At 46.0% G+C, this 23,913-nt stretch carries 21 protein-coding genes; 10 read left to right on the top strand and 11 right to left on the bottom strand.

The genetic code is table 11. The features are described from left to right. Positions 1–42: 42 nt before the first annotated feature. Complete coding sequence (locus tag FD47_RS10585; RefSeq protein ID WP_056980654.1) at positions 43–1,467, bottom strand: hemolysin family protein; 1,425 nt, start codon at positions 1,465–1,467, stop codon at positions 43–45. 170 nt (positions 1,468–1,637) lie between these two features. Between FD47_RS10585 and FD47_RS10580 the strand changes: the two genes are divergently transcribed. After that, a complete protein-coding gene (locus tag FD47_RS10580; RefSeq protein ID WP_040537764.1) occupies positions 1,638–2,003 on the top strand; it encodes a class I SAM-dependent methyltransferase in 366 nt (121 codons plus the stop codon). Between the two features lie 330 nt (positions 2,004–2,333). Here the strand turns inward: FD47_RS10580 and FD47_RS10575 are convergent, their stop codons facing one another. Continuing rightward, positions 2,334–3,191, bottom strand: a complete 858-nt coding sequence (locus tag FD47_RS10575; RefSeq protein ID WP_054735618.1) for an aldo/keto reductase — start codon at positions 3,189–3,191, stop codon at positions 2,334–2,336. A 192-nt stretch (positions 3,192–3,383) separates the two neighbouring features. Between FD47_RS10575 and FD47_RS10570 the strand changes: the two genes are divergently transcribed. The 4 genes from FD47_RS10570 (at position 3,384) to adhE (ending at position 9,580) form a co-directional block, all read left to right on the top strand. After that, complete coding sequence (locus FD47_RS10570) at positions 3,384–5,756, top strand: cation-translocating P-type ATPase (protein WP_173585512.1); 2,373 nt, start codon at positions 3,384–3,386, stop codon at positions 5,754–5,756. A gap of 69 nt (positions 5,757–5,825) precedes the next feature. Beyond that, on the top strand, positions 5,826–6,050 hold the full coding sequence (locus FD47_RS10565; protein WP_008212634.1) for a hypothetical protein: 225 nt from the start codon (positions 5,826–5,828) through the stop codon (positions 6,048–6,050). Positions 6,051–6,198: 148 nt separating this feature from the next. After that, entirely contained in the window at positions 6,199–6,735 is a 537-nt protein-coding gene (locus FD47_RS10560) for a DUF1836 domain-containing protein (protein WP_056980653.1), read from the top strand. A 226-nt stretch (positions 6,736–6,961) separates the two neighbouring features. After that, positions 6,962–9,580: a bifunctional acetaldehyde-CoA/alcohol dehydrogenase gene (gene adhE, locus FD47_RS10555; protein ID WP_056980652.1), complete on the top strand. Its 2,619-nt coding sequence runs from the start codon at positions 6,962–6,964 to the stop codon at positions 9,578–9,580. A gap of 183 nt (positions 9,581–9,763) precedes the next feature. Here the strand turns inward: adhE and FD47_RS10550 are convergent, their stop codons facing one another. Beyond that, positions 9,764–10,513 carry a sulfite exporter TauE/SafE family protein gene (locus FD47_RS10550; protein ID WP_054735609.1) on the bottom strand — a complete coding sequence of 250 codons (750 nt, stop codon included), beginning with the start codon at positions 10,511–10,513 and terminating at the stop codon, positions 9,764–9,766. Positions 10,514–10,679: 166 nt separating this feature from the next. On the opposite strand from FD47_RS10550, the gene FD47_RS10545 reads away from it, so the two are divergent. Both FD47_RS10545 and FD47_RS10540 read left to right on the top strand, forming a co-directional pair. Continuing rightward, positions 10,680–11,252, top strand: a complete 573-nt coding sequence (locus FD47_RS10545) for a TetR/AcrR family transcriptional regulator (RefSeq protein WP_054735604.1) — start codon at positions 10,680–10,682, stop codon at positions 11,250–11,252. Positions 11,253–11,284: 32 nt separating this feature from the next. Then, entirely contained in the window at positions 11,285–11,926 is a 642-nt protein-coding gene (locus FD47_RS10540) for an HD domain-containing protein (protein ID WP_054735601.1), read from the top strand. Here the strand turns inward: FD47_RS10540 and FD47_RS10535 are convergent, their stop codons facing one another. Together FD47_RS10535 and ybaK are read right to left on the bottom strand one after the other, a co-directional pair. Continuing rightward, positions 11,927–12,661, bottom strand: a complete 735-nt coding sequence (locus FD47_RS10535; protein WP_054735598.1) for a hypothetical protein — start codon at positions 12,659–12,661, stop codon at positions 11,927–11,929. 3 nt (positions 12,662–12,664) lie between these two features. Beyond that, the gene (gene ybaK, locus FD47_RS10530; protein WP_040537767.1) at positions 12,665–13,168 is read right to left on the bottom strand and encodes a Cys-tRNA(Pro) deacylase; all 504 of its coding nucleotides are present in this window, start codon (positions 13,166–13,168) and stop codon (positions 12,665–12,667) included. A 119-nt stretch (positions 13,169–13,287) separates the two neighbouring features. On the opposite strand from ybaK, the gene FD47_RS10525 reads away from it, so the two are divergent. Both FD47_RS10525 and FD47_RS10520 read left to right on the top strand, forming a co-directional pair. Further along, the gene (locus tag FD47_RS10525; RefSeq protein ID WP_008212642.1) at positions 13,288–14,019 is read left to right on the top strand and encodes a GntR family transcriptional regulator; all 732 of its coding nucleotides are present in this window, start codon (positions 13,288–13,290) and stop codon (positions 14,017–14,019) included. Positions 14,020–14,381: 362 nt separating this feature from the next. Further along, a complete protein-coding gene (locus FD47_RS10520; RefSeq protein ID WP_054735595.1) occupies positions 14,382–16,772 on the top strand; it encodes a phosphoketolase family protein in 2,391 nt (796 codons plus the stop codon). A 145-nt stretch (positions 16,773–16,917) separates the two neighbouring features. On the opposite strand, the gene FD47_RS10515 is transcribed toward FD47_RS10520, so the two are convergent. The 6 genes from FD47_RS10515 to FD47_RS10490 all read right to left on the bottom strand — a co-directional run bounded on the left by FD47_RS10515 (position 16,918) and on the right by FD47_RS10490 (position 22,651). Then, positions 16,918–18,201 (bottom strand): FAD-binding oxidoreductase, encoded by a 1,284-nt coding sequence (locus FD47_RS10515; protein ID WP_054735592.1) that lies wholly within the window; start codon positions 18,199–18,201, stop codon positions 16,918–16,920. Continuing rightward, positions 18,185–18,976, bottom strand: coding sequence for an FAD:protein FMN transferase (locus FD47_RS10510; protein WP_054735589.1), 792 nt, complete (start codon positions 18,974–18,976; stop codon positions 18,185–18,187). The genes FD47_RS10515 and FD47_RS10510 overlap by 17 nt, the downstream gene beginning before the upstream one ends. Before the next feature lie 5 nt (positions 18,977–18,981). Continuing rightward, positions 18,982–19,467: an FMN-binding protein gene (locus tag FD47_RS10505; protein ID WP_054735587.1), complete on the bottom strand. Its 486-nt coding sequence runs from the start codon at positions 19,465–19,467 to the stop codon at positions 18,982–18,984. A gap of 238 nt (positions 19,468–19,705) precedes the next feature. Next, the gene (locus FD47_RS10500; RefSeq protein ID WP_082402645.1) at positions 19,706–21,169 is read right to left on the bottom strand and encodes an amidase; all 1,464 of its coding nucleotides are present in this window, start codon (positions 21,167–21,169) and stop codon (positions 19,706–19,708) included. A gap of 17 nt (positions 21,170–21,186) precedes the next feature. Then, complete coding sequence (locus FD47_RS10495; protein WP_054735581.1) at positions 21,187–22,095, bottom strand: RluA family pseudouridine synthase; 909 nt, start codon at positions 22,093–22,095, stop codon at positions 21,187–21,189. A gap of 85 nt (positions 22,096–22,180) precedes the next feature. Further along, the gene (locus FD47_RS10490) at positions 22,181–22,651 is read right to left on the bottom strand and encodes a universal stress protein (RefSeq protein WP_008212650.1); all 471 of its coding nucleotides are present in this window, start codon (positions 22,649–22,651) and stop codon (positions 22,181–22,183) included. Positions 22,652–22,824: 173 nt separating this feature from the next. Here FD47_RS10490 and FD47_RS10485 point away from each other — a divergent pair, with 173 nt between their 5' ends. Then, positions 22,825–23,835 (top strand): lipoate--protein ligase, encoded by a 1,011-nt coding sequence (locus FD47_RS10485; RefSeq protein WP_008212652.1) that lies wholly within the window; start codon positions 22,825–22,827, stop codon positions 23,833–23,835. The last annotated feature ends 78 nt before the right edge of the window (positions 23,836–23,913 follow it).

The raw sequence follows: 23,913 nt of genomic DNA, 5'->3' as shown, positions 1-23,913 counted from the left end.
ACGACAAAACTTAAGGTTTGCGTCAGTCTCTTATAGTTAGGATTAATTCTTTTGATCGGACTTTGACTGATCATCATGATCGTCATCGTCACTTGCGGTTTTCACCGGCTCGTGCTTGGTGACCTCAAACCAATTGATAAAGGAATTTTCGAGGTCAACAATTTTGAAGTCGAAGTTTTCAAACGAAATTTTTTCACCAGCCTTTAAGTCAGGATAATTATCCTGGAAGTATCCGGCTAATGTTACCGCGTCTGAACTGGTAAATTCAGGGAAATCGGCGTCAAAGTATCGTTCAAAATCGTGAGTGGTGAGTTTACCACTGACTTGATAGGTGCCGTTTGGCTGTTTAAAGATGTATTCGGTAAATGATGGATCGATTTCATCCCGAACGGTTCCAAACAACTCTTCGTAGATATCCTTGTCGGTGATAATCCCGGAAGTCCCACCATATTCGTCAACGACGACCACAATGGGGGTCCGTTTATCGATCATTTGGTGAAGGACATCGGTAATCGGAGTCATTTCCGGAGTGGTTGAAATATCTCGTAGTAGGCGGTCTACCTTAACCGTCGAGTCAACTTGTGACTGGCGAATTAAATCATAATTGTAGACGTAGCCGAGGATTTTATCCTTATCGTTATTTGCCACCACCGGAATTCGGCTGAATTTCTTTTGCAGGTAAACTTGAACGGCTTGTTTGACGGTGGTTGTAATGTCAATCACGACCAGTTGGGTCCGGTCGATCATGATGTCCTTAGCAACCTTATCATTTAACTGAAAGGCTCGCCGCATATATAGGTAGTCATTTTGTTCAAGTTCACCACTTTTAACGGCGTTTTTTGATAAGCTTAGAATTTCTGCTTGCGAAAATGATTCTGAATTTTCATTGGCAAATGGCAGTCCCAAAAGTTTGACAATGCCGTTAGCCGAAACGTTTAATAACCATACGAACGGGTAAAACAGGATGTGACAGTAATGAAGGGGAGTGGAAATAAAGTTCAAGACCTTCATTGGCATGTCGATACTGATATTTTTCGGTACAATTTCAGTTAAAACAACTTCCAAATACGTCAGGATGACAATCCCAAGAACCGCGCCAATGGCATGAGCGGTTGTCGGATCGATTGGTGAGTTATGGATTTCCATAACGTCAACGAGGATCGTCACAACAAATGATTCACCAATGTACCCTAAGATGATCCCGGCGAGGCTGACACCAACTTGGGTGGTGGACAGATACTCGTTCAAGTTGGTGACCATCTTAATCTCTCGGTTAATCTTAGTGAGCTTCTTACCCTTTGTTACCTTGGCATCTTCAAGAGCTTTTTTTCTTTCTTCCAACGCACTGAGTCTTGACTGAACAAGTGCAAATTCACTCGCCACGAAAAACGCGGCGAAGAAGAACGTAACTATAATAATCAATAAATTGGTCATTAACTGGCTATCGCCCAAAATTCTATTCCTCATTTCAAAATATAGTATGTTTCATATCTGGTTATGTAAACATCAGACTACATCTAATTATACGCTGACACAAGCAATTTTTTAAGGAAATTGGTGCTTCAACGACTTTTTTCTTAATTTTGAACAAAAACAGTGCTAGGCTTAAAGTAGACATAAATAAGGGGATGTATCTTATGGCTCAGAAAGCTAAAGTGAGTGCTGCAGAAAAAAAGGCCGATGCAGAAGAGAAGCCCGAAGATAAATTTACTTTTTCGAAGGATGAAGTTAACAAAGCCGTTGATTTAATTAATCAAAAGGGCTACATTACCAAGATTGACTTCAAAGAAATGGATGACGATGATTGGGCGAAGGGATTCTCCAAGCAAATCGATAAGGTCTTCCAAAAGAGTGACAAGGATCCATATATCTATTATGAAAAGTTTGATTTTGTCGGTGGCGACATCGATTCAATCATCTGGAACATGGATGTGATTAAGACCCGTGAAGACGCTTTGCAGAAGTTGGGCGAGGTGTTGAAGCAGAAGGTGAATGAAAAATAGAGTGCGACTCGACCCGGGTTGACCCCGGTGCATAACGCGTAAAGAACCGTTGATGGGCGGGCTTTGTCCATTGACGGTTCTTTACGCGTTATGTGTAGGGGTCAGGGTCGTAGCCCCATGGGGCTAGCCAGCGCTTCCAGCGCGGGCGTCGGAGCCCGTTTAATCCAGGTAGCAGGCGACCACCCACCAAGGAACTGAAAACCAGTACTAACCAATAATAATTCAGAACTTCAACGAAACCAGGCAGATCCATGAACAAAAACGTTCGTGGACCTGCCTGGTTTGGTGCATATTCGCATTATTAAAGTGACCGAAAAGTCAAGCCAGCGCTTATTGTTGATACATCTTATACTGTTTGCCCAACTCATAAACCAATTCCGGTTCATTGCCAGTTCGCTGGTTGCGATTCATCACATCCAGCATCGACATTTCATCGCCGCTGAGTTCAAAATTTAGATCCGCGTTTTGAGCAATTCGTTTCGGATCTTGCGACTTCGGAATGACCGCGACGCCTCGTTGAATATCCCAGCGTAAAATAATTTGGGCAGCGGACTTGTGGTGATGGGCCGCCATTTTGTTAATCATCGGGTTATCTAATAGGAGACCGCGGCCAAGTGGACTCCATGCCTGAGTAACAATTGACTGATCGTGATCGAACTTAATGAGCGGTGCCTGGGTTAAATAGGGATGGGTTTCGATCTGGTTAACGACTGGCATCTCATTAGCCTGCGTCTTGAGCAGTTCCAGCTGAGAGCGGGTGAAGTTGCTAACACCGATTGAACGGACCTTACCCTGTTTCTTCAGCTCTTCAAATGCTTCCCAAGTTTCAAAAAAGTGTTCGGCAACCGGCCAGTGGACTAATAACAGATCGATGTAGTCGGTGCCCAATTGTTGAAGAGAAAAATCTGTACTATTAATGGTCAGGTCATGGCCCTGGTTCATTTCGGTCACTTTATCGGTAATAAAGACGTCTTCACGGCGAACCCCTAAATTCCGGATGGCATCACCGAGCATTTTTTCGTTTCGATAATATTGGGCGGTATCAAATAGCCGATAACCGGCGTTATAAGCCGTCTGGACACTTTGATTCATCAGTTCGGGCTTATCAAGCTTGTAAGTGCCGAAACCGAGAACCGGCATCTGATTGCCGTCGTTTAATTTATAAGTCGTTTCATCTGGTTTAAACATGTCTGACCCCCTATAGTTTGAGTAACTGGATTCATTCTACCATATTCTAATCAAACAACTGTAAGCGCTTTGCGACTTTGTTATAGAATAGAACTAAGCGAATTTCTTAAACTTCTTTTGTGTCCGGGTAAAAGTCGTGTGGATTGGCCGGTTCTTTTGTACAATATGAGTAAAAGCGAGGTGTTCAATTGGATGGCAGACGTGAATATTTCTGAAGTAACCCCTGAGCAAGGCCTTTCTTCCGCCCAGGTTGAGCACCAAATTCAGAGTGGTCATAAAAATACGGGTGAACAGTCGCTGACTCGAAGTGTTAAGGACATTTTTCGGGCCAATATTTTCACGTTATTTAACTTAATTAACGTGGTGCTGGGGGCCCTGGTTTTCTACACCGGCAGTTATAAAAACTTACTATTCTTGGGAATTGCGATTTTCAACACGATGATCGGTATCATTCAGGAAATCCGCTCGAAACGCCAGGTTGATAAGATGGTACTTCTGGCTGAGGGCAAGGCAACCGTTATTCGTGACGGTCAGCCGGCAGAAATTTATCCGGAAGATCTTGTCCTGGGTGACGTTCTTGTTCTGAATCGGGGGGATCAAATTCCCGTCGATGGGACGGTAATGCAGTCGCGGGGAATGGAGGTTGATGAATCCCCGATTACCGGTGAGTCACGGACCATTTCCAAGGCCGTCAATGATAAATTAACCTCTGGAACCTACTTGATTGGGGGTTCCGGGAAAATGCTGGTCACTAAAGTCGGCGCTCAGACCTTCGTTAACCATATTGCCGACGAGGCTAAGAAGGGCGGCGACACGTCTAGTATCCTGATCAACACGATCAATCGGATCATCAAGGTGCTAACCTACGTGATTATTCCGCTGGGATTGATTCTGTTTGTTGCCAAATTACTTGGTGGCAACAACCTCGACCGCGCGATTTTAGGGACGGTTGCCGCGATGATTGGAATGATTCCCGAGGGCCTGGTTCTGTTAACGTCGGTCACGTTGGCGGTTTCCGCTATGCATTTGGCAAGAAAGAAAACCCTGGTTCGTGATTTGCCGGCCATTGAAACGCTGGCTCGGGTGGACGTGATCTGTCTGGATAAGACCGGCACGATTACCAGTGGTGACTTGAAATTTGAACGCGCAATTCCACTTATGAAAGACGTTACCACCGCTCAGCTGGAGCGAATTTTGGCTGGCATTGCTTATGGAACCGGCGATACAAACGAAACCGCACGGGCGATTAAACGGGCTTTTTCCGACCCCTTACTGACACCACAGACCATCGTGCCATTTTCATCGCAGCGGAAGTGGAGCGGCGTGGAGTTTGGCAAAGATGAACAGTTTGTGTTTGGCGCGCCCCAGTTTATTTTTCATCAATTATCCAAATCGATACAGGATCAAATCCAAACCTATGCGAAGCAGGGATACCGGGTATTGGCAATTGCCAAGGTTGATGAATTGGACGCGGAGAAACCGCTTGAAAATCCGCAGCTGCTTGGCTTAAGCCTTATTTCAGACGTTATTCGTCCTAACGCGAAAAACACGTTTGGCTACTTTAAAAATCAGGGGGTGACCATCAAAGTGATTTCTGGTGATGACCCGACCACGGTTGCCACGATTGCGACGAACGCCGGAATCGAAAACGCTGATAAGCTGATTGATATGTCGACGGTGCCAGATGATGCCGACTTTGGCAAAATTGTGACTGAAAATACTGTGTTTGGCCGGGTGACGCCTGATCAGAAGAAGCAGCTGATTAGCGCGCTGCAGGCCCAGAAGCACACCGTTGCCATGACGGGTGACGGGGTCAACGATTTATTGGCCCTCCGGCAGGCGGATTGTGGCATCGCAATGGCGTCCGGTAGTGAGAGCACGAAGAGTATTGCTGACTTCGTGCTGATTAACTCCAACTTTGACGCCATGATTGACGTGCTGAACGAAGGCCGCCGGGTTATTAATAACATTGAGCGGGTGGCTTCAATGTATCTGATAAAGACGATGTATTCAGTCGCCCTGGCGATTATCTTCGTGTTCTTAGCGATGCAGTATCCCTTTGAACCCATTCAGTTAACACCAATCACGTCGCTGATGGTTGGGATTCCGTCGTTCTTCCTGGCTTTGGAAGCTAACTTTAGCCGAATTACCAATCAATTTATGCGCCAAGTCCTGATTATCTCGGCTCCCGCGGCAGTTTGTATCGTGGAGTACATTCTGGTCATTGAGCTTGCCGGCCGGTTTTTCGGGTTGCCATATGAATTTACGTCAACCCTATGTGTGTTATTGACCGGGGCGATCTGCTGGTTGGCACTGGTGCTGGTATCACGACCGTGGAATCGGTTAAAATTAGGACTGGATTTAGCGGTTCTGGCCGCATTTTTGGCCATCATTATCTTCTTCAACAACATCTTTTCGCTGGTGTCCTTCTTCGATAAGGACATCTGGCTGTACGCAATTCCGCTGATTGCAACGGCTTATCCGCTCTATATTTTCATGCAGGGCGTGATTGCTGCCGTTCTGGACCGGCGGGAAAGAAGAAGGGCTCGTCGCGCAAACAAGTAATTTGTGGCGCCATTATGATCATCGTGCCATTCAAAACTTTAACTTTCAAAATACAAGGAGCGTCGGTCATTGAAAAAATATCTCGCTAACGTGCTTTGGGAAATTGAATTAATCGCCGCTTTGGCAGTTGTGTTGACCATCATCAAAGGTGGCATTGACCTTTTTCAAACCGGGCATCTCTTTTGGACAACTTATTTGATCACCTTTTTGAGGGGGATGGGCGGTTCCGTCATATTCTTTGGTGGCCTTGAATTAATTCAAGCGCTTTATGATCGCCACCGGAATCAGTCCTAATCCCACATTTAAAGTGATAAGTCGGATCGCAATTCTCCTTTATGGAGGGTTGCGTTTTTTGATGGCGGGAATGTGATTTAAAAATGTTAGGTATTCTAGTCATTAAAACTAGGTAGTATGGTATAATGATTTATAAGAGGTGACAACCATGCCAACAACTGATGAAGAATATGCCCAATATGATCGTTGGGAGCAGAAATTAAAAACCGTTGAATTGCCGCTGTGGGCAGACTTGCCTAAGTTTGAGCTTTACATGGACCAACTGACCGCGCTGGTGAATGAGATTCTGGGGCCGATTGGGGTGGATCCGATAACCCCCGCAATGATCAACAACTACGTTAAACGCAAGGCGATCATGGCCCCGGTTAAGAAAAAGTACCAAACCATGCAGATTGCCGACGTTATTTTGATTAGTCTCCTGAAACCAGCCTTCTCACTTGAAACGATTCGTCACGCGATCGATCAGGTGACCGCCACGATTTATCCGCAGCAGGCTTATGATACGTTTATTAAACGGCTGATGTTCTCGTTCAAGAATATTAATAACCGTAATAGTCAGGCCCTCGAAGAGAAGAATTTGAATGATAAACTCATGCAGGTTGCCGTTAATGTGATTATTGATCGGCTTCAGTCAGAAGCACTGTTGAAAATCGTTGCAAAGCCACTCACTAAAATTGATAAATAGTTAATATGTTCACATGGCGATAATGTAATCGCTTCCATGAAAACGGAGGACTCGAAAGGGCCCCCCGCTTTTTCATATCCCAATAGTATCAGGGGATACAGCCAATGAAAATAAAATTGTGATTTTTTGAGCAAAACTGTTTACATTTGAAAATTTCGTGATATAGTTAGTTTTGTGAAATAGATAACAACTAACTTTTCAGAAAAATTTTCATGGAGGCTAAGAAATGCTTGATAATAAAGTAAAAGCCATTAAGACTGCAAAGCCCGAAAAGACGAACGTCGATGACATGATTAACAAGTTAGTTTCAAAAGCTCAAAAAGCCCTTGAAATTATGGATTCATTTGATCAGGAGAAGGTTGACCACATTACCCACGCAATGGTAATGGCCGGCCAAGACAAACATATGGAATTAGCCATCATGGCCGCTGAAGAAACCGGCCGTGGGGTTGCCGAAGATAAGGCGATTAAGAATATGTACGCAACCGAAGAAATTTGGCACAGTATTCGCGATCACAAGACCGTTGGCGTTATCAAAAACGATACCGAACGCCAATTGATCACGGTTGCTGAACCGCTGGGCGTGCTTGCCGGAATCACACCGGTTACCAACCCAACTTCAACCGCTTTATTTAAATCAATTATTGCAATGAAGACCCGAAACCCCATCATCTTCAGTTTCCATCCGCAAGCAATGAAATCCTCAATCGCTGCTGCCAAGGTTGTTCGCGACGCCGCAATTGCTGCCGGTGCTCCGGAAGGCGCTATTCAGTGGATTGACGAACCAAGTATTGAAGCTACTAACAAATTAATCAACAACCCCGGCGTTGCCAGCACCTTGGCAACTGGGGGTCCCGGCATGGTGAAGGCCGCATACTCAACCGGTAAGCCAGCCTTAGGGGTTGGTCCTGGTAATGGTCCAGTTTATATTGAAAGAACCGCGAACATTCTTCGGGCAGTTAACGATATTGTCCTTTCAAAGACCTTTGATAACGGGATGATTTGTGCCACTGAAAACAGTGCCGTTATTGATAACGAAATTTATGACGAAGTTAAAGCAAACTTCGTTAAGAACGGCGTTTACTTTGTTCCAAAGAAGGAACAGGGTAAGTTAGCCGAAGCAATGTTTGACCCTCAACGCGGCAGTGTTCGCGGTCCAATCGCTGGTAAGTCAGCTAAGGCCATCGCTAAATTAGCTGGAATTAAAGTTCCTGATAACACAAAGGTTTTGGCTGCTGAATTAACCGGTGTGGGTAAAAAATTCCCACTTTCAGCTGAAAAGCTCAGCCCAGTGATCAGTGTCTACAAAGCCAAGAGTCATGAAGATGCCTTTGCAATTTGTGAAGCATTACTCAACTTTGGCGGCTTAGGCCATACCGCAGCCATCCAAACGACTGACGATGATATTGCTCTCAAATTTGGCGTTAAGATGAAGGCTGCCCGGGTATTGGTTAACACACCAGGTGGTTTCGGAGGTATCGGGAACCTTTATAACGAAATGACCCCATCATTGACGTTAGGAACCGGGTCATGGGGTGCCAACTCCATTTCTCATAACGTCACCGATTATGACCTGCTCAACATCAAAACTATCGCAAAGAGACGAAATAATATGCAATGGGTTAAATTACCACGGGTTTACTTTGAAAAGACGTCAATTCGCTACCTCGACGACATGCCAGGCATCAACAAGGTCTTCATCGTTACCACGCCGGGAATGGTGGAACACGGCTACGTTGATAAGGTTCTTGATGAATTAAAGCGCCGACCAAATGAAATCCAGTACTCACTCTTCTCAGACGTTGAACCCGATCCTTCAACTGATACGGTTGAAAAAGGGGTTGCCCAAATGCGCCTGTTCAAGCCTGATACCATTATCGCCCTTGGCGGTGGGTCCCCACTTGACGCTGCTAAGAACATGTGGTTATTCTACGAGGATCCTAAGACCAGCTTCTTCGGTGCCAAGCAGAAGTTCATCGACATCAGAAAGCGGGCTTACCGTTTCAACAAGCCTCGCAAAGCACAAATGATCGCAATTCCAACAACTTCAGGAACCGGTTCAGAAGTAACACCATTTGCCGTTATTACCGACTCCAAGACGCACGTTAAGTACCCGTTGGCCGACTACGCGTTGACTCCTGACGTCGCCATCGTAGATCCACAATTTGTTGAGTCAGTTCCAAAGGGGACCGTTGCCGCTTCTGGTCTTGATACCCTTTGCCACGGAATTGAATCATTTGTTTCAACCATGGCTTCTGATTACACTCGGCCATTGTCACTGCAAGCAATCAAGCTGGTATTTGATAACCTGACCAAGTCATACAACGGTGACACCCATGCGCGTGAAGAAATGCACAATGCTGCCACCCTTGCCGGAATGGCCTTCGGAAATGCCTTCCTGGGGATCACTCATTCAGTTGCTCACAAACTTGGCGGCGAATTTGGTATTACCCACGGCATCGCCATTGCGATCACCGTTCCCCATGTCATTCGTTACAATGCCAAACTGCCAGAAAAGATCGCGGTATGGCCGAAGTACGAATACTTCCGGGCAAATAAAGATTACGCTGAAATCGCCCGTTACGTGGGTGTCCAAGGTAAGAATGATGAAGAATTGATCGAAGGACTCGTTCAGAAATTCATCGACCTGGCTCACTCAGTTGGCGTTACCCTCAGCTTGAAGGCATGGGGCGTTGACAAGGACAAGTTTGACGCCGCCGTTGACCGGTTGTCAGTACTTGCCTATGAAGATCAATGCACAACTGCTAACCCAAAGGAACCATTGATTGCTGATCTGAAGCAGATTATGATTGATGATTACAATGGGACGAACGTTGAAAAATAAGGTCATGAATTGACGTCGGTCCTAACAGTTTCATTTGGATTGGCGCCGTGAAAAACCAAGCCGTGAGACGCTTTGATTTGCACGATTCCTTCCTTAATAAAGATCTACGAAAACACCGCTGCCCACTTTCATGTGGCCGGCGGTGTTTTCGTGTGGTTAACGTTATTAAGGTTTGCCTATCTTTCAAGAAATAAGACTAAGGCCGCCCATTATTACCAGAGCAATGCCCATCGTTGGTCTCATGATCGCGTTTAGCCGGGCTGGATTTAAGCGTCCAAGTAAGATGGGACTGCAGAACGCGCCGATCATTGCGCCAATCATGAGGTTAAGTCCGGCTGACCAGTCTACTGCGCCCGTGGAAATATGAAACAGTATGCCGACAAATGTCATTCCAACCAAAACGTATGAAGAGGTTGCCGTTGCCTGTAACGTATCCAACCCCATTAACAGGAGGCTCGCAACAATGGGGCCGCCGCCACTGAGGCCGCCAATGCCGACCATGAGGCCGCTGATAATGCCAAAGGCGACCATCAGTAACCGCCGGCCACGGGGAGATTTTTGAGTGGTACTGGGTTTGCTGGTCCGGTAAAGAATCTGGATCCCTAACAGTATGAGGATTCCCGCAATGATGACTCGGTAGATGAGTTCGGGGATACTGGGCGCGATCAGTGAACCGATAATGACGGCTGGCAGGGCAATCGCTAGCATTCTTGAACCAATGTTAAATTGAATATTGCCCTGGCGATAATAAGCATACGCGCCGATTAACAGCGGCAAAAAGGCGGTCACCAGTGATGTGGCGGCTGCTGAATGGGGAGTTAAGTGGAAGAATGCCGTCAAAATGCCCAAATAAATGGCCGCCCCGCCGCCACCCATGGCGGTCACCAATGTGCCAACCACAAAGCCAAGTAATAGAAGGATGAGAATTGTCATACCCAGACACTTCTTTTCACGAATTTAGTCTTTGCTACAAAGTTCCTTGTTATCCCGATTAAAGTGAGATATGGTTTATTTACAGACTGTAATTTATATTTACGGTTTGTAATTATAGACTGCTTTTTAAACTTTTCAACCGTTTATGGCGAAAGAAGGGGTATGCGTGTCCAAACCGCGAAAACTCTCAAAACAACTCATTTTGAACCGAGCCGCTGACATGCTCAATTCAGGTCAGCAATTATCATTCACGACACTCTCCAAGCAGTTTGGAACCCATTCACAAGCGCTGTACCCGTATTTTAAAAATCGCGAGGAATTATTAATCGAACTGTTTGCCTGGGTCCTTCGACAATTGTTGGCGGCAATGCAACAAGCCAACAAGTCTGACGATTCAGGGAAAGCCATTGTCGCAGTCGCAGTCAAATTTCGAAAAGTGGCGTTGGCAAACTTTGGGTTATTTAAAACGATCATGGCGATTTCCCCAACCGCTCAAGAGGTGCCAGAGGTTCAAGATTTGATTCGGGAAATTCGGACAAGCGTTGACGGGGCATTAGTTGGGATAACGAGTGATCAAGCAGACCGGCTCCTTTTAAGCCGCACAGTTAGAAATATCATGATTGGCGAAATTTTTAATGAGGGCAGCGGCTGGTTTGATGATCCGCGAATACCTGCGGGTGACTCATACCAGCGAATGCTTAGTGATTTAATCACGATGTATCAAGATCGTCATGCCTAGGTGACGAAAAATGACGTAAATGAGGTAGTGTGATGATAAAAAAATTACGACAAATCAGAGCTTTCGTTCAAAAGGAACTGGCGTTTGAAACGTCGGGCCATGACTTTACCCACATCATGCGGGTTGTCAGCTTGGCGAGAAAAATTTTGGAATCTGAAACAGCCAACGATGAGCTGGTATTGGTGACCGCATATCTCCACGACGTGAGCGATGACAAGGTTACGACGAATCCAGCCGCAAAACGAGCCAAAATTCGGCAAAAGTTGGTCGAGATTGGGTATGACGACGCATTCATCGCGGACGTATTTGAGATTATTGACCACATGTCATTTAGCGCCAACCTTCAGAACGCATACCAATTATCCATTGAAGGGCAGATTGTTCAAGACGCTGATCGCTTAGACGCCATTGGGGCAATTGGGATTGCCCGGACGTTTTATTTTGGCGGTCACTTTGGCGAAGTGATGTACGATCCGCGTATCATGCCCCGAACCAACATGGACAAGGCTGAATATCGTCAGCGGGGCACCGTGATTAATCATTTTTATGAAAAGCTCCTCAAACTCGAAGACGACATGAATACCCCGACGGCCAAAAAAATTGCCGCCCACCGCCAAAAGGTGATGCGCGACTTTTTAAAGGAGTTTGTGGCCGAGTGGCAGGGTGAACGCTAGTTACAAGAAACGCAGCAGGCCGTTGACAATCAGTGAGACGATGACGTTTCCGGTTAAAATGAGCCCCATGATTTTAATGAGCTGGATCCCGGCACTAAAAACCGCGGCCTGAAACGGCATGAATAACAGTAACAGCGTGATAAAAACAATGACAACGATGGTCTTGAAAAGTCCCTGAAGGGCGTTGTGGTAGTCGGCAGCGCTCAGTTCAAAGCCGCCAATGCAAATGTTGGCGGTCAATAGGAGAAAGAAAAGACTACTGAGCCAGTTGATCGAAGGTAATGGCAGACTGGCAATTAGCTGCGGATTTTGGGCAATGGTTTGCAGCCACTGATAGGCATTTGGAATCAGTAATTTGGCCAGCAGCGCAATGACCGCGCAACTGCCAAAGACCGGGGCCACGCCAATGAAGAGGTTGCCGACGCTTTGGTAAAGATTATGGGGATTCCAGCGATGATTCACGTAGCCGAGACTGGGATCGGTGTCCTTTGGGAACTTGATCAACCGAACGCTCACAATTTGGTGGGCGAAGATAACGGCGATAATTAAGTGGCTAAGTTCGTGAACCACAATTCCCAAACAGCCGAACAAAACCTGGCTCCGAACGCCGAAGCGACGGACCAGAAGCGCCTTTGATTGCCGGTTGATACCGGCCAAAATATAGATAAAAAGAAATGGTACGCCGATTAGTAAACCGAGTACCACACTGATATCAATGATAATTGACTTGATCATTCGTTATTTTTCCTTTAAATCGGTAAACGTTCCGTGGACTAGCTGGCGCATTTGTTCGGCGTCAACCATCACCGAGCGGCCAATCTGACCTGACGAAACGATAATTTTTCCCATTTGCTGGGCTTCCTGGTCAATATATATAGGATACTTAAATTTTTCCCAGATACCGATCGGGGTGTTGGCACCATGCTGGTAACCGGTTGTTTTGAGGAGATCCTTTAACGGCACCATGCTGACTTTTTTATTGCCGGACGCCTTGGCGAGTTTCTTTTCGTCAAGATGTTCATCGACCGGTACCACCCCAACAACCGGGCCAGTTGTTTTGCCAGTGAGAACCAGGGTTTTGAAAATTTGGTGTTCATTTTCGTCAACGTGGTCCACGCTGATTTGCGCGACGTCGCCTTCCTGATGGGTCGGAAATTCCTTTTGCTCAAACGGAATGTTGTTTTTATCCAGAATTTGTTCAACTAATGTTTTATGAACTTTTTTATGCTTCTTCTTTGCCATTTCGTAACACCTCAGGAACATTTTAGCACATCGTTTCCGGCATTTCCGTCTGAATTTGCAATAAATATCTGGTATACTTATTTAATAATGTCAATGAACGAATGAATTAAGGAGACAGCATGGCTGATTTAGTGTATCAAAACATCATGAAAGATTTGAAGGATCGAATTAAGAAAAATGAGTTCGATTCAAAGCGCTTACCAGACGAACGTAGTCTCAGCGAATCTTACGGTGTTAGCCGCAGTTCGGTCAAACGGGCTTTGAATGTTTTGGCAAACCAGGGGATTATTTTCAAAAAACGGGGCTCGGGGACCTTTATCAACCCGCTGTTTCAAAAGAACCGATCGATCTTCCAGTACGAGGGGTCTAACTTGGGGGTCACGGACAGTTTCAAAAGCAATGGCGAAGTGCCCAAGATTAAGTTGTTGGACTTCAACGTCATTCCGGCCAGCGACGAATTACAAACGGAGCTGTTTCTGGATCCCGGGGAGTTTGTTTATGAAATCAAACGTCTGCGGACATTTGAGGATAAACCATTTATGATTGAGCTGGGCTACATCCCAATTCGCGTGGCTCCGGAGTTGAACAAGGAACGGGTTGAAGGATCGATCTTCAATTACTTTGAAGATACAACGGGTAAAGCGGTGACCAAGTCATTTATGACAATCACGACGGAGCCGTCGACCGGTGAGGACCAGAAGCTGCTGAACCTGAAACCGGTCGAACCGGTTGGGGTTATGGAAGGCATTTTCTTCCTGGATGATGGTACGCCGTTTGAAGTTTCCAACATGCGCCTGCATTACAAATACTTGAATTATAATACGTTCGTTGATTTGAACGAAAACCGATAAATGGCCGTCAATTGATGGCAGCTGGAGGCACGCATTTCCATTTTGGGGATGCGTGTTTTTTAGTTTAGCGGGTCTTTCAGCTTAAAATAGCGGCTCAAATTTAGCGTCACTTTTGGCCTGTAAATTTTTTGTTACAATATGGAAGAATTAATGGACTATTACCCTTACATCACGCATAATGGCATATAAGTATAGGAATTTGGAAACTCAAAATATTGGACCGTATCAATTTGCAAAAAGGTTGACTTTTACTGAGAATAGTTTAGTATTAGTCATGTAAATTGATTCAAGGCTAATTGATGAATTTTACGAACATTCTATACAGTAGCTTTGTTGTTATATCTTAGAAGGAGTGTTAATTAATGACAGTAGATTACGATTCCAAAGAATATTTGGATCTGCTAGACAAGTACTGGCGTGCCGCAAACTACCTTTCAGTAGGTCAGTTATACTTGCGTGACAATCCATTGCTCAAGCGTCCTTTGAAGTCAGATGATGTTAAAGTTAAGCCAATTGGCCATTGGGGCACAATTGTTTCTCAAACATTCATCTACGCTCAATTGAACCGTGCCATCAAGAAGTACGATTTGAACATGTTCTATATTGAAGGTTCAGGTCACGGTGGCCAAGTTATGGTTTCTAACTCATACCTTGACGGTAGTTATTCAGAGATTTATCCAAACATCTCTCAAGACGAAGAAGGTATGAAGAAATTGTTCAAGCAATTCTCATTCCCAGGTGGAGTTGCTTCTCATGCCGCACCAGAAACACCAGGTTCAATCCATGAAGGTGGCGAACTTGGTTACTCACTTTCACATGGTACCGGTGCAATCTTGGACAACCCAGATGTAATCGCTGCTGTTGAAATTGGTGATGGTGAATCAGAAACCGGCCCATTGGCTGCATCATGGTTCTCTGACAAGTTCATCAACCCAATTACCGATGGTGCTGTATTGCCTATCATTAACATGAACGGTTTTAAGATTTCTAACCCAACAATTCTTTCACGAATGAGTGATGAAGAATTGACTGATTACTTCAAAGGTATGGGTTGGGAAGCCCACTTTGTTGAAGCAACTGCTGATACTGACCATGCGAAGGTTGAAGCTGAATTTGCCAAGACATTGGATACTGTTATTGAAAAGATCAAGGCTATTCAAAAGAATGCTCGTGAAAACGAGACTCCTGAAAACGTTAAGTTACCAGTATGGCCAATGATCATCTTCCGTTCACCTAAAGGCTGGACTGGTCCTAAGAAGGATCTCGATGGTAACCCTATCGAAGGTTCATTCCGTGCTCACCAAGTTCCAATTCCTGTTGATGCAAATGACATGGAACATGCCGATGAATTGGTTGACTGGTTGAAGTCATACAAGCCGGAAGAATTATTCGACGAAAATGGCACATTGAAGCCAGAAATCCGTGAATTTGCTCCTAAGGGCGAACAACGGATGTCAGTTAACCCAATTACTAACGGTGGTATCAAGCCAGAACCATTGAAGTTCCCTAATATCCGTGACTTCGAAGTTAAATTCGACAAGCGTGGTACGGAACAACGCCAAGATATGGTTGAATGGTCCAAGTGGTTAGATGCTGTTTCTAAGTTGAACCCAACTACTTTCCGTGGCTTCGGTCCCGATGAAAGCAAGTCTAACCGTCTTTACAGCTTACTTGATGATGGTAAGCGTCAATGGATGGAAGACATTCATGAACCATATGACGAGAACATGGCTAACGCCGGTCGCGTTATTGATTCACAATTGTCAGAACACCAAGCTGAAGGTTGGCTTGAAGGTTACGTATTAACTGGTCGTCACGGTTTCTTCGCAACTTATGAATCATTTGGACGAGTAGTCGACTCAATGTTGACTCAACACTTCAAGTGGTTACGTAAAGCTAAGGAACAATCATGGCGTAAGGAATACCCATCATTGAACTTTGTTGATACTTCAACAGTATTCCAGCAAGATCATAATGGATACACCCACCAAGATCCAGGTATGTTAACTCACTTAGCTGAAAAGAAGCCTGAATTCATCCGTGAATACTTGCCAGCTGATGCTAACGAATTGTTAGCCGTTGGTGATTCCGCATTCAGAACTTACGAAAAGATCAACTTGATTGTTACTTCAAAGCACCCTCGTCGTCAGTGGTACTCAATGGATGAAGCTCAAAACCTCGTTAAGAATGGTCTTGGCTACATTGACTGGGCATCAACTGATCAGGGTGAAGAACCAGACGTTGTCTTTGCTGCTGCTGGTAGCGAACCTAACCTGGAAGCTTTGGCCGCAATCTCAATCTTGAACAAGGAATTCCCTGAGATGAAGATTCGCTTTATCAACGTTGTTGATATCCTGCGTCTTAACTCACCTAAGAAGGATCCTCGTGGTATCTCTGATGAAGAATTTGATAACTTGTTCACAACTGACAAGCCTGTTATCTTTGCATGGCACGGCTTCGAAGATATGATTAAGGATATCTTCTTCGATCGTCATAACCACAACCTTTACGTTCATGGTTACCGTGAAAACGGTGATATCACCACACCATTTGATATGCGTGTCTTGAACGAATTGGATCGCTTCCACCTTGCTGCTGATGCTGTGGCTCACATTCCATCATACGCAGTTAAGGGTAGCTACTTCATCCAACGTATGAACAACACGATTGACAAGCACAATGCTTACATTCGCGAAGTTGGTACCGATCTTCCTGAAGTAACTCAATGGAACTGGACACCACTTAACAAGTAATTTAACGATTACTAAAATCTGAACGGTCGGGACATTTGTCCTGCCGGTCAAGACAAGAAGCTGCATTTCCCCAATCGGAAATGCAGCTTCTTTTGTTATGGACTAAGTTCAAAGGAAACTTACCGTTATCGAATTGCCAACCGATTTACCAGTTAAACTCTTCGGAATACATTTGGCCGCTTGAAGCGCCATGACGATAGAGGACGCGTTTCCAATGACGCATCATCTTGCTTGGGCCACCAATAAGGAACAGTGAGTCAGTTTGCCAATTTTCAGGCAGTTGCCGAATAATTTCAGAGTCCGCGAATCGCCCAACCTGTTGGGACATTTTGAAATTTGGCCGTTTCTGCCACTGCCTTAGTTGTTCCGAATAAAGCAGGTCGGCCTTTCGATGGGCGGTGTAAAAGAAATGAATACGATCATCGGGATGACTGCTAATAATCGACAGTAGCGGGACCACCCCAATGCCACCCGCGATAATCACAAGGCTTGAGAATTCCGGCCGTTCATTTAAAAATTGCTGGTAACGGCCGTAGCCACCGGTTATTCTCACTTGGCTGCCGGTCGGGACCTGGGCCAGTGATCTCGTGAAGTCGCCGTCACCCCGAATGGCGAGTTTGATGGTATCGGAATTAGTTGGTGAATTAACAATTGAGAAGGGATGACCTTCTTTCAATCCTTTCATTGTTGGGAATGATATAAAAACGTAGTCACCGGGCAGTAGATTGAGCTTGGTATTTGGTTGAATGTCCAGTTCACGGACGTTATCGGCGATTTCTGTATTGGTAGTCAATGACGCGCGGGTGGTGCCAACCCAATTTTGGTAGGTCGACCAGCCGTAAGTGATTAGTGCAAATGTGCTGTAAAGGTAAAACCAGAACATAAACGGTTTAATTGCGGTGACGTAGTTAATTAGAATCACGTGGATGAAGACCAGAACGGTTGCCACCAGGTTAAGCCGGTGAATCCAAATGGATACTTCGTGTTTAAATAGCGGCTCCAGCCAAGTTTTAATCGTATTGAGGAATGTTAGACGGCTGGTCAGCCAGCCCGCCATGAAGATGAGCGAATAGCCCAACAATCCTAGTAACAGCCAATACGCCCAGTTACCGGTGGTTTTGATCCAGCCCATCGATTCAGTTTCGCTTTGATGGAGGTAGATAAGGTAAATGGCGGCAATGCTGATGATGCCATGGATGACGTACATATCCGGCAGCCCAATAAGGCGGTCTAACCACTTTGGCCGGGTACTCAAATAGATTGCAACTAACATCCAGGCATAGGCAATCGCCCCAAAATAAATCGCCTGAAATTCATCTGAGTAATCTGCTGGCAGGCCGACGGCAAGGGTTTGAATAAACGGCAGTGGGACTACGAAGAGGATGATGGCCCATGTGAGTCCCAGAGCGTAATTATGGTGTTTTAACATGTTGAATTTCTCCTCTCGAAAAGGGAACCTGACCCTGCAGACCATCAACGTAGACACCGCTTAGTCGGTAAGTACTGATTAGCTGGTTAAATTTGCCTGTTCCCGCGGCCATTCCGGCGGTTGCCCACACGTCAGCGAACACCAGGCTATCGCTAATGATGGTGACTTGTTTAATGGTGCTTGGCGTTCGGCTAATGTGTTCACCACGGCGGTTGAGACCGGAAGTGGCAATTCCCTGATTGGTAAGGTCATATTTTCCCAGGATCAATTTGTCATCGTTGGGATCTTCGATGCCAACAGTCCAGCGAAATCGTGTGGTTGAACTGACAGCGGTGATGATATCGCCACCACCGTTAAATGAAACACCAACAATTTCCGGATCGGCGAGTAAGGGGCGCAATCGGTGATCGAAGATGGTGGCGATTGCCCAACCTTTGACAAGCCCAGTTGGATTGTAACCGCTATCAAAAAATGGATTAAAAAAACCAGCAGTTTCATTTTTGGCTGTTTGAGAAAGGGTAAAAACCTCCGCAAATCGATCGGACGTCTCCAAGGGACTGAGATCACCGTTTCGGAAATGCGAAAGCAGCGATTCGGATCTAAATGGTGAAAATTCGCGATCAATTGTTGTGAGATCCTGGGCGATTAAACGGATTAAATCCGAAAAGAAATGGTTGAAACCGTTTATTTCATGACAGAGGGCGATTCGAATGGTAAATGGAATGGTCATTTTGTTAATGACTGCTGTTTTTAATGGATAACTGGTTGATTGCATGATGATCACCTGCCGCTGGGCTGCTGATTTTGCTGGTTACTCTGTTTTGCCTGATTAAGCGCGTCCTGAAGTGAGCCTTTAAACCCATGATATGTGACGGTCGCGCCGGAAACGTGATGAATGTTTGCGCTCTGAGCTTTAATCGCCTCCGCCTGATAAGTCGGCAGCACGCGTTTGTTTAATTTCCGCGAGTAATCTTCCGAGTTGGGGTATTTGAGCACGTTAATGGTGGTTAATTGCCCATTTTGAATGGATGCCCGAACTTGAACGGTTCCCCACTGGGTTTTAACGGTTTTACCGGTAAATGTTCCGTTCTTGTATTGGCCGGAATGTTGAGTTGAACTGCTCTTGGTTGAGGAGGAAGATTCTGATTCGGAATCCCCGCGAGTGGTTGCGAGGTGTCGCGGCCCGTTTAAGAAGACAATATAGCCATCAATTAACATTGAAATTGCGACGGCAATTGAAAGAAAGAAGCCAATTAGTTTACGCATCGGTCATCATTGATCCTTTCCAAGCGGTTGATGCGGGAGTTGAATTTAAGCAAATTGTACTGCTGCCTTTACTGATACGCTATCAAATTGTCTCACCTTTAACAAAATCCAAGAATCCGGTAACATCCTTGTCGCGGTAGAACTAGAGAGGTATTTAAGCTCGAAATCTCATGTCAAAACAATAACCGGGTTAGGCAACTTAACAAATTGCTTAACCCGGCTTGAGTGAAAAAATCAATTACATTTTAAATTTTAAGGCGCCATCCGCTTCAAATAAGTTTCCCATTTGAAGCAATAGATCTTCGCGGCCCTTTCTGGCAATCAATTGAATGCCGATTGGCAGGCCATTTTCAATGTGGGTTGGCAAGCTGATTGCGGGCTGACCACTAATGTTGGCCAGCTGGGTGAACGGTGACAGGGTGAGGGCGGAAAGCCATTGATCCCAGATTAACTGAAGTTGTTCCGCTGGCGAAAAGTCCGCGATATGAATCAGCTTGTCGAGATTTTCAGCCGAAACCAAAGGCTGATCGATTCTTGGGGCTTGATGGGCGGTCGTTGGTGTCAGATAGAGGTCGTACTGTGACGAAAAGTCATCCATAGTCGCCGTTACCTGATCCCAGAAACTGAGCGCCTGACTGTATTGAACGGCCGAGATTGACCGCCCAGTAACGGCTAAGGCCCATGTGAGTGGCTCGACGTGAGCGTGAATGGTCGCGTCGTCCAATGGCATGTTGGCAAACATTGTGGCGGTTTCTCCCGCATTCATCAGATAGTAGGTTTTCATTAATTGAACCCCATCAACGGGCGCATCTATCTCATCGACTCGGTATCCATGGGCCCTAAGGAAGGCTACCGCTTGGCGAACTGCTTCCTTAGCGGCATTGGAGACCGGGGTTTTGACAGGAGACTTTGTGGAAAACGCAATTCGTAAATTTTGAGGCAGATCGTTTAGCGTATCCCGAAAGCTACGCTTAGGAAGGGGAACTTGAAACGGTGCGGCGTACTGAACAACGCTGAGGGCGTCCAGTAGGGTGGCGGTATCCTGAATATCCCGGGTCAGAGCAAAGTTAATCGCGGCGCCCTGCCAGCCGCGCCACTCACCGGGACCGGTGGGCACTCGACCACGGGTTGGTTTGAGACCAATGGCGCCTGAAAATGACGCTGGAATTCGAATCGAACCGCCGCCATCGTTACCGGCCGCGATTGGCAGCCAGTTTGCGCCAACAGCTGCCGCCGAACCGCCAGAAGAACCGCCTGGCTGATAATCAACGTTCCACGGATTGTGCGCGTTTCCGAAAAGCTTTGAGTCGGTCACGTTCTTAAAGCCAAATTCGGGGGCGTTGGTTGCGCCAACCGGAATTAAGCCGGCCTTTAGAAGCTGTTTGACGAAGTAGTTGGTCTCAGAAGCGACGTTGTCCTTGAGCAGAAACGAACTGCCGGAGTCAATCTCCCCCTTGAGAGGCTGGCCCAATCCCTTTAATAGAATCGGAATGCCGGCAAATGGCTGACCGGTATCTTTAAATTCCGCCGCCATTTTAAGGGCGCGGTCTGGCCAAAGATGAGTGACTGCGTTGAGACGTGGATTGTCGCGGGTGATGGTTGCGATGAGTTCGGAAACTAACTCATTTCGCGAAACTTCACCAGCGCGAATCATGCTGGAGAGTTGGGTTGCGGAATGGCTGCTTAATAGAGTTGTCAAAATGGATCGCCTCCAAATGGTTAAGTCTGCTGAATTCGGCGTTCAAAGTCATGAAAGTCGTTGGGGATCGGCGCGGTGACGGTGACGAGTTGATTGGTGAACGGCATGACCAAGCCAACCTTCCAAGAATGAAGCATTAAAGCGCCGGTATCAGTGTCATTATATAATGGGTCGCCAATTAACGGGTGACCAATGGCTGCCAAATGGACCCGAATTTGATGGGTGCGGCCGGTTTCCAATCGAATCTCCAACAGGGTGTTTCCACCAACCTTTCGGACGACGTGATAATGAGTCGTTGCTGCAGCGGCGTGGGGCCCGTTGACGGCGCGTTTACGCTTATCGGTCGGATCCAGGCCAATCGGCAGGGTAATCGTGCCGGTGGCGGGCAAATCGCGACCGCTCACCCATGCCAGGTAGGTTCGTTGGATGCGTTTGGCGGCAATGTTGGCCACCAGGATGGGGACAACCGCCGGATTCTTAGCGAAGATGATGGCGCCACTGGTTTCCTGATCCAATCGATGCACCATGTACGGCAGCCCGTTTTCAGATTTGAGATAAGCGGCCAAATGATTGATAGTTGCGCCCGTTTCTCCCGGTTGGTTGGGGTGGGTTTTATCGCCCCGCCGTTTATTAATGACGATGAGATTCTGGTCCTCATAGAGGACTTCAACCATGGTCGTGGGATCAGGGAGTACAGATGGAAACGGCTGGCGAAAATCGCTGGGTAAAAAGGTCATGGTGATTTGATCGTCAGCCTTTACCGGAAAATTAATTGGTTGATAGCGGCCGTTAACCAGTACCCGTTCTGCCTTTCGAATGCTAAACACCAGGTGCTTGGGGAGTAACCAGTACTCATGAAGCAGTGCTTTCAGGGACCGGTTGTCCATAGCTGCGGGCACGGATTCGTGAAAAGTCCATTTGGGTGGCATATTAACCCTCCTAATGACGTAAAAATAAAACGGACCAGTGGCAATGTAACTTGTCTGGTCCGACTATGACGCAAATAGTTTAAAATTACTTAACAGGTTTTGGATCATTCTTTGACCGCACGATCAGCACATCGCAAATTGCCGTCCGGGTCACATAACTCGTGACCGATCCGATGATCAGGCGTTCAACGGCACTCAAACCGGTTGAGCCGATCACGATAACGTCGGTATTGTGGTCGTGGGGAAATTCCCGGGCAATAATTGGCTTTGGATTACCGAAGCGAATATGAATATCAACATCTTTCACACCGGCTTCAACGGCCCGCTTCCGGATTTTCTCAAGATTATCCTCGGTATTTTCAGTAAGCTTGAAAACAACGTCCCCGCTTACAGCACTTCCATAGGTCTGGTTAAACTGATTGACCTCCAGGATATTTAAAATATCCAGATGCGCATCATTTGCCAGCGCAACCGAGATTGCCCGGTCGACAACTGAATTGGTCACTGCTGAGCCATCTACTGGTACTAAGACATTTCGATAATTTTTTTCTTCCATCTTCTTCACCCCGTAATCGTTTTGTTCTCTACTTAACTATAACATTCTCAGGGCCAGTTGTAAGTAATAAAAATTGGTCGGCGGCGGCATTGAACGCTTGTGATTGTAATCGCTTACGTGAGGTGCTACCATTATCTTTGTGAAAGAATAAATGAAAAGGGGCCATTCACGATATGTATTATTACGTTATGAAGTCTAATGATATCCGTCGCAACCTCGCGACAGAGCAATATTTGATGAATGAAATTAATTTTGATGAACCATTACTTCTATTTTACATCGAAGGACCATGCATCATTGTTGGTCGCAACCAGAACACGCTTGAAGAAATTAACAAGAAGTACGTTGATGAACACGGCATCGTTGTTACCCGCCGGCTTTCCGGTGGCGGCGCGGTTTACCAAGATCTTGGCAACCTGTGCTTTAGCTTCGTGGTTGACAGTGACAGTGAAGAATTCGGGGACTTCAAATCATTTGTTCAACCGATTGTTGACGCATTGCATGACATGGGCGCAACTTCCGTTGAGGTCAGTGGCCGAAACGATATTCTCGTTGATGGCAAGAAGTTCTCTGGCAACGCAATGTACACCAAGGGCGGCAAGACATTTTCACACGGCACGCTGATGTTGGACGTTGATTTATCCGTCATTCCAAACGCCTTGACGGTTCCTGAAGACAAAATTAAGTCCAAGGGCATTAAATCCGTGCGTTCACGAGTAACCAACCTGAAACCCTATTTGTCACCCGAGTATCAGAACTTAACCACCCCTGAATTCCGTGATCGCTTGTTGAAGGAACTCTTCCACGTTGAGGATCTTTCACAAATCAAGGATAAAGAGTATCATTTGACCGATGAGGATCAGGAAGGCATTAACAAGATTTTCGATGACGTTTATAACAACTGGAACTGGGTATACGGGAATTCACCAGAGTTTACCGTTAAGAAGCGTCAGCACTTCACTGCCGGCACGATTGATGCCCGTTTCCAAGTTGATGACGGTAAGATTACCAACGTGACGTTCTTTGGCGATTTCTTCGGGCCGAAGGATGCAACCGAGTTAGCGGACAAATTAAAGGGCGTGCGCTTTGAACGGGAAGACGTTGAAAAAGTCGTTGACAGTGTTGACTTGAACCAGTACTTCACCGGCATTCCAAAGGAAGATTTCCTGAATATGCTTTTCTAAAGCTTACAAATAAGTTAAACTAACAATGAGTATAGAAAGATAAATTCTATTAGGGTCTGTCTTAAAACAAGCTTTTTA

This window comes from Lentilactobacillus parafarraginis DSM 18390 = JCM 14109 (assembly GCF_001435895.1).
GTDB lineage: Bacteria > Bacillota > Bacilli > Lactobacillales > Lactobacillaceae > Lentilactobacillus > Lentilactobacillus parafarraginis.
The sequence above is the reverse complement of the archived record's forward strand: the minus strand, read 5'-3'. Positions and strand labels throughout refer to the sequence as shown.

Bases quoted from the DNA above. Each gene is read 5' to 3' on its own strand.
- FD47_RS10525 (WP_008212642.1), top strand. From the start codon at position 13,288: ATGGCTGATTTAGTGTATCAAAACATCATGAAAGATTTGAAGGATCGA.
- ybaK (WP_040537767.1), bottom strand. From the start codon at position 13,168: ATGGCAAAGAAGAAGCATAAAAAAGTTCATAAAACATTAGTTGAACAA.
- FD47_RS10540 (WP_054735601.1), top strand. From the start codon at position 11,285: ATGATAAAAAAATTACGACAAATCAGAGCTTTCGTTCAAAAGGAACTG.
- FD47_RS10575 (WP_054735618.1), bottom strand. From the start codon at position 3,191: ATGTTTAAACCAGATGAAACGACTTATAAATTAAACGACGGCAATCAG.
- FD47_RS10515 (WP_054735592.1), bottom strand. From the start codon at position 18,201: ATGTTAAAACACCATAATTACGCTCTGGGACTCACATGGGCCATCATC.
- FD47_RS10490 (WP_008212650.1), bottom strand. From the start codon at position 22,651: ATGGAAGAAAAAAATTATCGAAATGTCTTAGTACCAGTAGATGGCTCA.
- FD47_RS10550 (WP_054735609.1), bottom strand. From the start codon at position 10,513: ATGACAATTCTCATCCTTCTATTACTTGGCTTTGTGGTTGGCACATTG.
- adhE (WP_056980652.1), top strand. From the start codon at position 6,962: ATGCTTGATAATAAAGTAAAAGCCATTAAGACTGCAAAGCCCGAAAAG.
- FD47_RS10585 (WP_056980654.1), bottom strand. From the start codon at position 1,467: ATGAGGAATAGAATTTTGGGCGATAGCCAGTTAATGACCAATTTATTG.
- FD47_RS10535 (WP_054735598.1), bottom strand. From the start codon at position 12,661: ATGATCAAGTCAATTATCATTGATATCAGTGTGGTACTCGGTTTACTA.
- FD47_RS10570 (WP_173585512.1), top strand. From the start codon at position 3,384: ATGGCAGACGTGAATATTTCTGAAGTAACCCCTGAGCAAGGCCTTTCT.
- FD47_RS10520 (WP_054735595.1), top strand. From the start codon at position 14,382: ATGACAGTAGATTACGATTCCAAAGAATATTTGGATCTGCTAGACAAG.
- FD47_RS10510 (WP_054735589.1), bottom strand. From the start codon at position 18,976: ATGCAATCAACCAGTTATCCATTAAAAACAGCAGTCATTAACAAAATG.
- FD47_RS10495 (WP_054735581.1), bottom strand. From the start codon at position 22,095: ATGCCACCCAAATGGACTTTTCACGAATCCGTGCCCGCAGCTATGGAC.
- FD47_RS10485 (WP_008212652.1), top strand. From the start codon at position 22,825: ATGTATTATTACGTTATGAAGTCTAATGATATCCGTCGCAACCTCGCG.
- FD47_RS10505 (WP_054735587.1), bottom strand. From the start codon at position 19,467: ATGCGTAAACTAATTGGCTTCTTTCTTTCAATTGCCGTCGCAATTTCA.
- FD47_RS10580 (WP_040537764.1), top strand. From the start codon at position 1,638: ATGGCTCAGAAAGCTAAAGTGAGTGCTGCAGAAAAAAAGGCCGATGCA.
- FD47_RS10560 (WP_056980653.1), top strand. From the start codon at position 6,199: ATGCCAACAACTGATGAAGAATATGCCCAATATGATCGTTGGGAGCAG.